General features: G+C 76.4%; 6 protein-coding genes. 3 read left to right on the forward strand and 3 right to left on the reverse strand.

The window, feature by feature from the left end; genetic code table 11:
• Positions 1-116 precede the first annotated feature (116 nt).
• Together QRT04_RS04540 and QRT04_RS04545 are read right to left on the reverse strand one after the other, a co-directional pair.
• Positions 117-3,467, reverse strand: a complete 3,351-nt coding sequence (locus QRT04_RS04540) for an ATP-dependent DNA helicase (protein ID WP_289453827.1) — start codon at positions 3,465-3,467, stop codon at positions 117-119.
• Positions 3,464-6,637 (reverse strand): ATP-dependent helicase, encoded by a 3,174-nt coding sequence (locus tag QRT04_RS04545; protein ID WP_289453829.1) that lies wholly within the window; start codon positions 6,635-6,637, stop codon positions 3,464-3,466. The genes QRT04_RS04540 and QRT04_RS04545 overlap by 4 nt, the downstream gene beginning before the upstream one ends.
• A gap of 91 nt (positions 6,638-6,728) precedes the next feature.
• Here QRT04_RS04545 and QRT04_RS04550 point away from each other — a divergent pair, with 91 nt between their 5' ends.
• On the forward strand, positions 6,729-7,391 hold the full coding sequence (locus QRT04_RS04550; RefSeq protein ID WP_289453831.1) for a TetR/AcrR family transcriptional regulator: 663 nt from the start codon (positions 6,729-6,731) through the stop codon (positions 7,389-7,391).
• Positions 7,392-7,460: 69 nt separating this feature from the next.
• Positions 7,461-7,685: a DUF3107 domain-containing protein gene (locus tag QRT04_RS04555; RefSeq protein ID WP_289455708.1), complete on the forward strand. Its 225-nt coding sequence runs from the start codon at positions 7,461-7,463 to the stop codon at positions 7,683-7,685.
• An 86-nt stretch (positions 7,686-7,771) separates the two neighbouring features.
• On the opposite strand, the gene QRT04_RS04560 is transcribed toward QRT04_RS04555, so the two are convergent.
• Positions 7,772-8,542, reverse strand: coding sequence for a ferritin-like fold-containing protein (locus tag QRT04_RS04560; RefSeq protein ID WP_289453833.1), 771 nt, complete (start codon positions 8,540-8,542; stop codon positions 7,772-7,774).
• A 291-nt stretch (positions 8,543-8,833) separates the two neighbouring features.
• Here QRT04_RS04560 and QRT04_RS04565 point away from each other — a divergent pair, with 291 nt between their 5' ends.
• Positions 8,834-10,552 (forward strand): DEAD/DEAH box helicase, encoded by a 1,719-nt coding sequence (locus QRT04_RS04565; RefSeq protein ID WP_407653550.1) that lies wholly within the window; start codon positions 8,834-8,836, stop codon positions 10,550-10,552.
• Positions 10,553-10,590: the final 38 nt, after the last annotated feature.

The following is a 10,590-nucleotide window of genomic DNA, read 5'->3' on the forward strand; positions in this document are numbered from 1 at the left end:
CCTGACTGCGTGCTCGCCTGACGGCCTGCTCGCCTGACTGCGGCCTCGCCAGACCGCCACGTCCTGGCCGGGTCGACCGGTCAGGTCGCCCGCCTGACAGCTGCGTCGCGGCCGAGTCAGGCGTTCCCGACTGAGTCGGGCGCCGCGCGCCGGTCGGCGACCGCGCGGCGAAGGAGCGCCACGATCTCGTCCTCCCCCATCAGCCGGTCCGGGTACACCGTCGTGCCCGTCGCGACGTAGCAGAACGCCGCACGCACGCGATCCACCGGAACGCCCGACCAGCGGGACCAGGCCAGGCGGTAGACGGCGAGCTGGATCTCGCGCGCGGCGCGTGCGCGCGGGTCGGACGGCGGCGCGCCGGTCTTCCAGTCGACCACCACCACGCCCTGCTCGTCCGGCGACAGGTCCGAGCGGTCGTCGTCGACGAAGACGGCGTCGATCCGCGAGCGCAGCACGTACCCGTCGACCGACGTCTCGACGTCGACCTCGACGGCGACCGGCTCGCGTCGCGCCCAGGGGCTCGCGAGGAACGCGACGCGAAGCGCTGCCTCGTCGGGGGCAGTCGGGGCGGTCTCGTCGTCCGCTCCCGGGAGCTCGTCGACGTCGACGAGTGCGGCGCGGCCGAACCAGCCCTCGACCCACGCGTGGAACTGGGTGCCGCGGCGTGCCTGCGGGGACGGGCGCGAGGGCACCGGCCGGCGCAGCCCGAGTGCGAACTCGTCGGGGTCGGCGGCGAGCCGGACGAGCGCGGACGCGGACAGGTGCGACGGGAGCTCGACCTCCTGCAGGGGAGCCGACGCACGCTCCTGCTCGTCGAGCAGCCGGTCCGCGAGCGCGGCCCAGCGGCCCGTCAGGTCCGTCGAGCCGACGTCGCCGGCGGCCGCACGCACCCACGTCGCCGCCCGCTCCACGGCCGCACGGCGCGACTCGGTCGCCGTCCCGAACGGGTCGACGGGCCACACCGCCGGGTCGCCGGCCGCCTGCTCGGGCTTGCCGTCCACAGGCGTCGGCGCGTCCGCCCAGGCGTCGATCTCGATGAGCCCGTCGACGGCGAGCTCGTCGAGGAACAGCGAGATCGGTCGCGGCCGGACGCCGTCGCCCCACCACGCCGCACTCAGCAGGAGCTCGGAGCGCGCCCGCGTGAGCGCGACGTACGCGAGGCGGCGCTCCTCGGCCACCTCGTGCTCCCCTGCGGCCTGCAGGAACGCCTGGCGACGGCGCTCGAGGTCCTTGCCGTCGGCCGCTCCCGCGTACTCGAAGCTCGGCAGGTCGTCCCGGTCGCCGCGCAGCGGGTACGGCAACGAGCCGAGGCCCTTCAGCCAGGCAGAGTCCTTCGGGCCGTCCTTGCCCTGGGTGGCAGTCGCGGGCAGGCCGCCGTCGACGAGGCCCGCGACGGCGACGACGTCCCACTCGAGCCCCTTCGCGCCGTGGACGGTGATGAGCTGCACCGCGTCCGGGTCGGGCTCGACGACCGGCAGGTCGAGGCCGTTCTCGCGCTCCTCGGCGGCCTCGAGCCACGCGAGGAACCCGCCGAGCGTGGGGTGGTCGGAGGACTGCGCGAACTCGACGGCGACGTCGCGGAACGCGTCGAGCTGGGCACGCGCCCGCGCGGGCGCCGTGACCGACCGGGCCGCGAGCTCGATGTCGAGGCCCAGGAGGCGCTCCGCCTCGGCGACGAGCTCGGGCACGGGGAGGTACGCGTGCGCGCGCAGGGTGCGCAGGACGCGCGCGAGCTCCGCGACCCGCAAGCGACCCGCGGGCGACAGCGCGCGGCCCGAGCGGCTCGTCCACTCGCGCTCCGGGTGCTCGCCCACGGCGTCGAGCGCGTCGACGATGCTGCGCTCGTCCACGACGTCGGCCTGGACCGGCGCACCCTCCTCGCCCGTGCGCTCACGCCGGTTCGCGCGGCCGGTCTGGTCAGCGGCCCACGCCGCGAGCGCGTGCAGGTCCGCCGCACCGAGCCGCGTGCGCGCGCCCGTGAGCAGCCGCACGAGCGCATCGCCGCGCGTGGGGTCGTGCGCCGCCTGCAGGACCGCGACGAGGTCGACGACCTCGGGTGCCGCGAGGAGGCCGCCGAGGCCGACCACCTCGACGGGTAGGTCCTCGGCACGCAGCGCACGTCGCAGGGCGCCGAACTGCGACCGCTTGCGGCACAGCACCGCGGCGGTGACGCGTTGCTGGTCGGAACCCGCGGGGCGCCACCGCTCCTTGACGAACCGCGCGACCGCGCGCGCCTCGTCCTCGACCGTCGCCGCGACGTGCGCATGCACCCGGCCGGGACCCGCGTCGGGACGCGCCGTCAGGACGGGAACCTCGACCCGTGCCGCGGCGGCGGCCCGCAGCGGGGCGGCGATCCGGTTCGCGGCGTCGAGGATCGCGCGATCGTTGCGCCACGACGTCGACAGCCAGTGCACGTCCGCGGAACGGCGCGTCCCGTCGGCGTCGACCGCGCGGAACGTCGCCGGGAACCGCTCGAGGCCGCCCGCGCTCGCGCCGCGCCAGCCGTAGATCGACTGCTGCGGGTCACCGACCGCGGTCACGGGGTGCCCGTCGCCGAACAGGGCGCGCAGGAGCTCCAGCTGCGCGTACGAGGTGTCCTGGTACTCGTCGAGCAGCACGACCCGGAACCGGTCGCGCTCGGCGGCGCCGACCTCGGGCACGTCGCGCGCGAGCCGGGCCGCGAGCGCGACCTGGTCACCGAAGTCGATCGCGTCGGCCGCGCGCTTGCGGGCGCGGTACTCCGCGACGAGGTCCAGCACCCGAGCCCGCTCGCCGAGTGAACGCACCAGGCCGCGCACCTCGGCCATGAGCGATCCGGGCGTCGCCTCGATCGCCTCGACGATCCCGTCGATCCGGCGCCGCGCCTCATCGGGGTCGAGAAGGTGCTCGTCGAGCGCGCCCGACAGCGCGAGCACCGCCTCGGTGACCGTCGAGGTGGCCGCGTCGGTGTCGAGGTCGCCGAGCCACGCCTCCACGACGTCGGCCGCGAGCTGCCACTGCGCGGCCTCGCCGAGCAGCCGCGCCGACGGGTCGAGCCCGAGCCGCAGCGCGTGGTCGACCACGAGCGACGCGGCGTACGAGTTGTACGTGGCGACCGTCGGTCGGGACAGCCCGCCGAGCAGGTCGTCGGCGACGGACGGCCCGGGCAGCGTGACCCCGGCGTCGGCCGCGGCGCGCGCGAGCCGGCGCAGCCGGAGGCGGACGCGGTCCTGCAGCTCGCCGGCCGCCTTGCGCGTGAACGTCAGGCCGAGCACCTGGTCGGGTGCGACCACGCCGTTGGCGAGCAGCCACACGACCCGCGCCGCCATGGTCTCCGTCTTGCCGGAGCCGGCGCCCGCGACGACGAGCGCGGGCGCGAGCGGCGCCTCGATCACGCGGACCTGCTCGTCGGTCGGACCCGGGCCGCCGAGGAGCGCCGCGATCTGCCGCGCGCTCAGCAGCACCTCCGGTGCCTGCGTCGTGCTCACTCGGTCACCTGCCCGCCCTCGTCGCGCAGCGGGCACGAGCGCCGGACCGGGCACCGGTCGCACTGGTCGTTGACGGTCGCGGCGAACGATCGCGCGGCCATCGAGCCCGCGACCTCGTCGACGAGCGTGCGCGCCCACTCCGGGTCGTCGGCCGTGGCCAGCGCGTCCTGCCGTCGCACCGTGCCGGCCTTCCCCGTGCCGAGGTACACGAGCTGGGCGCCCGCGCTCGTGGTGCCTGCGGGCAGCTCGTCGAACGCCCCCGCGTCGACGGCGAGCTGGTAGGCGCCGAGCTGCGGGTTCGTCGCCACCTTGCCGGTCGGCGGGGCCGTCTTGCCGGTCTTGAGGTCCACCACGCGGACCGCGTCCGCTGTGCCCGGGGCGCGCTCGATCCGGTCGACCTGGCCGCTGACGAGCGCACGGTCGGTCTCCATGCGGAACGAGGCCTCGAGCAGCACGGGCTCGCCGGCGGTCGCCAGGTAGTCCGCGAGCCGAGCGACCATCGCGTCCGCGTTCCGTCGGGTGTACCGCGCCGGCCAGCCCTCACCGAGGCCCAGCTCGACCCAGCGCCGGTCGAGCGCGGCGGCGAGCTCCTCGCGCGTGCCGCGGGGGTGCTCCTGCGCGATCGAGTGGATGAGCGTGCCGAGGGTCTGCTGCGCGCTCGCCGCGGGCGAGCCGCCGGCCGACTCGAGCGCCCAGCGCAGCGCGCACCGCGCCGCCGCCTCGATGCGCGACGGCGACACGGGCACCCGCTCGTCGTCGGCCCAGAGCGGCTCGTCGGTCGACGGCTCGGCGAGGCCGTACCAGGTCGCCGGGTCGGCCCCGGGTGCACCGTGCCGAGCCAGGCGGCCGAGCGTGGCGACGGCCTCCGGGTCGGGCGCCTCACCGCGCCGCGCGGCGTCCTCGAGCACCGCCCGCAGCTGGCCGACGAGGCCGCGCAGGTCGAGCGGTGCCGGCGCCGAGCCGAGCCGGTCGTCCGGCTCCGTCCGCGCGGCCTGGACGAGGTCGACGAACGGCGACGGCTCGTGCTCGGTGTCGGTCACGGCCGTGACCAGCAGTCGCCGCCGCGCGCGCGAGCACGCGACCGCGAACGACCGCAGCTCGTCGTGCAGCACGGCCTCGCGCGCCGCGGACGCCCCGCGCTCGTCGTCGGAGGCGCCGGCGCGGCCCGCCACCACGTCGACGAGCGCCTGCGCGCCGAGCAGCGAGTCGCGCAGGCGCAGGTCGGGCCAGGTGCCCTCCTGCACGCCCGCGACGACGACCACGTCCCACTCCCGGCCGGCGGCGCCCGCAGGCGTGAGCACCGGCACAGCCGCGCGCCGGGCTCGCGCCGCGATCGAGTCCGAGGGCAGGTCCTGCGCGGCGAGCCAGTCCACGAACGCCGCGGCGCGCGAGCGCGGGCTGCGGTCGACGAACGTCTCGGCGGCGCGGAACAGTGCGAGCACGGCGTCGAGGTCGCGATCCGCGCGATCGCCCGCGGCCCCGCCTGCCAGCGCGGAGCGCTGCCAGGCCGGTGCGAGCCCGGACGCGTCCCAGAGCGCCCACAGCACCGTCTGCGCGTCCGCGTCGGGCTCGGCGGCAGCCGCTCGACCGGCATCCAGGACCGCGGCGAGGCGTCGCAGGGGCCGCGGCGGGGTGGCGCCCTCGGCGAGCGCCTCCACCAGGAGCGCGTCGCTCGGGCGCCCACCGCCGCCCTCGAGCTCGGCCGCGCGCAGCGCCCGGCGCGCCCGTCGCAGCCCGACCGCGTCGAGACCGCCCAGCGGCGAGCACGCCAGGCGGGACGCGACGGCGGCGTCGAGCGGCGCGTCGCCGAGCACCACGCGCATCGCCTCGAGCAGCGGCCGCACGGCCGGTTCGTCGCGCAACGCGACGTCGCTCCCGGCCACGGCGACGGGCACGGAGGCTCCGGCGAGGGCCCGTCGCAGCGCCGACACCTGCGCCCCGGTGCGTGCCACGACGGCCATGTCGTCCCACGCGACACCGTCGTGCAGGTGCGCGTGCCGCAGCTGGACGGCGATGTACGCGGCCTCCTGCGCGGCGCTCGGCAGCAGGACGACGCCCGCGGTGCCCGTCGGTCCGTGCCCGCCGGCGCGACGGTGCTGGGCGGCGCCGACGGTCCCGACGCGCTCCGCGACGCGGGCGACGACCTGACGGACCTCGGGGCCGTGCCGCCACACCGTGCGCAGCACGACCGTCTCGGCGCCGAGCTCACCGATGCCCGGGCCGTCCACCACGGCGCGACCGACCAGCGCCGGCGTCGCCCCGCGGAACGTCTGGACCGCCTCGTCCGGGTCGGCCGTCAGCAGCAGGCGCGCACCGTCGTCCGCGAGCACGCGCAGGAGCGTCGCGGTCGCCGCGGTGCTCTCCTGGTGGTCGTCGACGACGACCAGCCGCCAGCGCGGCCGCGGCGCGCGAGGCACCTCGTCGTCCCAGGTCAGCAGCGCGCGTGCGGCCTCCTCGACGACGACGGCCGGGTCGAGCCGCTCGCCGGCGTCGGGCGTCGACGCGCGGAGCAGCGCGACGTCGAGGTACTCGCCGTACAGGGCGGCGCCGGCCACCCACTCGGCGCGCCCGTGCTCGCGTCCGAGCCGTTCGAGGTCCTCGGGCGCGAGCCCGCGCTCGGCCGCGCGCATCAGCAGGTCGCGCACCTCGTCGCGGAAGGCGCGCATGCCCAGCACGTCGGACCGCACGTGCGGCGGCCACGGGATCGGCACGCCGTCCCCCGCCGCGTGGCCCGCGAGCAGGTCCGCGAGCATCAGGTCCTGCTCGGGGCCCGAGACCAGCACCGGCGCGGGCTCGCCGCGCAGCGCCGCACGCGCGCGCAGCACCGAGAACGCGGCGGCGGCGGGCGTGCGCACGATGCGGCCGCCGGTCGTCGTGCCGAGCCGCGCCGCGAGCCGGTCCTGCAGCTCGGCGGCGGCGCGCCGCGTCGGCGCGAGGACCAGCACCTCCTGGACGGGGAACCCCGCCTCGACCGCTGCGCCGACGGACTCGAGCGCGACGGTGGTCCGCCCGCTGCCCGGCGCGCCGAGCACGAGGAGGGCTCGGTCCTGTCCCGCGACGACCCGGCGGACGACGTCCGACTGGTCAGCGTCGAGCACGCGCGACGCGCCCGCCGCCGCCGCGTCGGCGAGCGACGGGCGCGCAAGGCGGAGGCCGGCCGACGTCGTCACGGCCGGAAGTCCACCACACGCCACCGACATCGACTGTTCATCACCCGGTCGTCGTCATCGCCCTGTCATCTGCCGTGACTACCATCGCGGCATGATCGAGGGCGAGCACTCGACGCGGACCCGCAGCCCGCGCATGGGCAGGTCCGAGCGGCGCGCCCAGGTGCTCCGCATCGCGCAGGAGCTCTTCTCCTCGGAGGGCTTCCACCACGTCTCGATGGACGACATCGCCGACCGCGCCGAGGTCAGCAAGCCGGTGCTCTACCGGCACTTCCCCTCGAAGCTCGACCTGTACCTCGCGGTGGTCGACCAGCGCGGCGCGGACCTCCTCGCCGCGATCGATGCGGCCGTCGCCCCGGTCGAGCAGGGCCCCGTGCACCGCGGTGACGGGCGCGACGTGGTCGCGGCGGTCGTGCGCGCGTTCGTCATGTTCGTCGAGGGCGCCGGGACGTCGTCGGTGCTGCTCTTCGAGTCCGACGTCACGCACGACGACGACGTCCGCGCCCGCGTCGAGCACGCGTCGTCGGTCGCCGCCGAGCGCATCGCGGGCGTCCTCGGCGAGGTCACCGCGCTGCCGGCCGACGAGACCGCGCTGCTCGCGGCCTCCCTCATCGCGATGGCGCAGGGCGCCGCGACGCACCGGCTGCGCCGGCAGGACGACTCCGGCCCCGAGCGGACGGTCGAGCTCGTGGCCCAGCTCGCGTGGGCGGGGGTCGCGGGGCTCATCCGGCCGGACTTCGTCTACGAGGACGCCTAGGATCGGACCCTCCGCAGGTGGCCGGTCCGGCCGCCCGCGAACGCAGCGAGAGGGACCGAACAAATGACGGTGGAGATCACCATCGGGGTGCAGAACCTGCCGCGCGAGATCGTGCTGGAGTCCGACCAGACGGCCGACCAGGTCGCGGCGGCAGTCGCGGCTGCCCTGTCGGGCGGGGCGTCGCTCGAGCTGCGCGACACGCGCGGCCGCCGCGTCATCGTCCCGACGGCGGTGCTCGGGTACGTCGAGATCGGCTCCGAGGCGAAGGCCCGCGTGGGCTTCGGCTCGATCTGACCCCGCTCGTGCCGCTCGGCGGCACGAGGCACGACGACGACTGAGGCCGCCCTCCGGGGCGGCCTCAGTCGTCCGCGCAGCAGGCGTCAGGCCGTGAGCCCGAGCCGCGACATCCGGCGCGTGTGCTGCGCGGTGAGCTCGCTGAACAGCTTCGTCGGCTGGTTCGTGTTGAGGTCCGCGGCGTCCACGGCCGGGACGTCGGCGTCGCGCGAGCGCGTCAGCACCCTGACCAGGCCGGGACGCTGCACGAGCAGGCGCTGCACCACGCCGAGCGACTCGCCGACCAGGCGGCGGCCCCACAGCGCGAGCCGCGCGGTGAGCACGCCGTCCGACGAGCCGGCGGCGTCGAGCTCGGCGACCGCGAGGTCGGCGTGCGACGCGTCGTCGAGGATCTCGAGCACCATCGCGCGCGAGGTCTCGTCGAGGCCCTCGGCGGCGATGCGGCAGAAGTCGTCGGCGACGCCGTAGCCCACGTACGCCTTGAGCAGGCGCTCCCACCACGAGCTCGGCTGCGTGCGTGCGTCGAAGTCGTCGAGCACGTGGTCGTACTGGCGGAGCGCGGCGACGGGGTCACCCCCGAGGTCGGTGATGCGCGCCAGCACCCGGTCGCGCCGCACGACGGCCGCGGCGGCGAACTGCGTGAGCGCGAGCCGCTGCTCGGTGCTCGGTGCGAGCGCGGCGTCGGCGGCGAGCCGGGCGAACGCGACGTCCTCGAGCTGGGCCACGAGGCCCAGGAGCTCGATGGTGTCGCGCCGGTCCGCCGGCGTCTCGGGCGCCGCCTTCGCGATGTGGTTCTCGTCCGTGGGGCCGACGGGCGTGGCGTCGACGCTGACACCGTCCGGAAGGTGCGTCGTCATCCGGCGATGGTAGTCCGGGACCCGTCCTCACTTCGACGCGGCGGGTCGGGACGCAGGTCACAGCGGTTGCCCCCAGCCGTCCGATAGACTCGCTCCCGTACATCGGTTGCCCGGTCGTCACGTCTCACGTCTCACGACCCGCCTCGCGCGGCCCCGGACCTCGTTCCGGCGACGCCCGCAGGAGAAATCCACGATCGGCTGCCGGCCACCCGCGTGACGCGGAGCGCCGTCCCCGGCCGTCGTCGGCCAGGCCCGAGCGGGCCCCGTCACCCTGCGTAGTGAAGAGTCCGCGTGACCAACTCCGCCACCGACCTGGGCACGAACGCCCAGGTCGAGACCACCGACGAGCCCACGCTCGCCTCCGCGCTCGCCGCCCCGGCGACGCGCCCCCTCTACAACACCGCGTCCTCCGTGCAGGCCGTCGACGCGTCGTTCGGCGACTTCGAGGTCCGCCCGGAGATCGTCCAGGCCCTCGCCGATGCCGGCATCACCCACCCGTTCCCCATCCAGGCGATGACGCTGCCGGTCGCGCTCCAGCGGCACGACATCATCGGCCAGGCGAAGACCGGCACCGGCAAGACTCTGGGCTTCGGCGTCCCGCTGCTGAACTCGATCGTCGCGCCCGGTGAGCCCGGGTACGACGAGCTCGCCGGCCCGGGCAAGCCGCAGGCTCTCGTCGTCGTCCCGACGCGTGAGCTGGCCGTCCAGGTGGCCGGTGACCTCGCGACCGCGTCGGCGCGCCGCACCGTGCGCGTCGTCCAGGTCTACGGCGGCCGCGCGTACGAGCCGCAGATCGAGGCGCTCAACCACGGCGTCGACGTCGTGGTCGGCACCCCCGGCCGCATGATCGACATGCTCAAGCAGCGCCATCTGGACCTCTCGCGCGTGCGCACGGTCGTGCTGGACGAGGCCGACGAGATGCTCGACCTCGGCTTCCTTCCGGACGTCGAGACGCTGCTGGCGGCCACGCCGGCGAGCCGCCACACGATGCTGTTCTCGGCCACGATGCCGGGCGCGGTCGTCGCGATGGCGCGTCGCTACATGACGCAGCCGACGCACATCCGGGCAGCCGACCCGGACGACGGCGGCCAGACCGTCAAGAACATCACGCAGGTCGTCTACCGCGCGCACGCGCTCGACAAGGTCGAGCTGCTCGCCCGGATCCTGCAGGCGCGCGGCCGTGGCCTGACGATCGTCTTCGCGCGGACCAAGCGGACCGCCGCGAAGGTGGCCGACGAGCTCGTCGAGCGCGGGTTCGCCGCGGGCGCGCTGCACGGCGACCTCGGCCAGGGCGCGCGCGAGCAGGCGCTCCGCGCGTTCCGCCACGGCAAGGTCGACGTGCTCGTCGCGACCGACGTCGCCGCGCGCGGCATCGACGTCGAGGACGTCACGCACGTGGTCAACTACCAGTGCCCCGAGGACGAGAAGACCTACCTGCACCGCACCGGCCGCACGGGCCGCGCGGGCGCGAAGGGCACGGCCGTCACGTTCGTCGACTGGGACGACATGCCGCGCTGGTCGCTCATCGACAAGGCGCTCGACCTCGGCAAGCCCGAGCCGGTCGAGACCTACTCGAGCTCGCCGCACATCTACTCCGACCTCGACATCCCCGAGGGCGTGAAGGGCCGCCTGCCGAAGGACCAGCAGACGCGCGCCGGCCTGGCGGCCGAGGCGATCGAGGACCTCGGCGAGACCGGCAAGCGCACGGGCAAGGCACCCGCGGGTCGCAGCGGCCCGGGCGGCTCGGGCTCCGGCTCGGGCGCCGCGGGCTCGCGCGGCGGCCGTGGTCGCGGCGGTCACGCCGGCGGCGGCCAGGGCGGCGGGCGTCGCGACGGCGCTCGCAGCGAGGGCGGCCAGCACGCTGACGGCGCCGGCCAGGAGCGCCCGGCGCGGGCCGAGCGGCCCGCCGCCGAGGGCGCGCCGGGCGAGGGCCAGCCGCGCCGCCGTCGTCGCCGCCGCGGCGGCTCGTCGTCGGGCGGGTCGACCGCCCCCGCGCAGCCGACGGCCTGACGCCGTCCGGGCGAGAGCCCGGACCCGCCGACGACGAA

The organism is Cellulomonas alba (assembly GCF_030362835.1).
In the GTDB taxonomy this organism is placed as follows: Bacteria; Actinomycetota; Actinomycetes; order Actinomycetales; family Cellulomonadaceae; genus Cellulomonas; species Cellulomonas alba.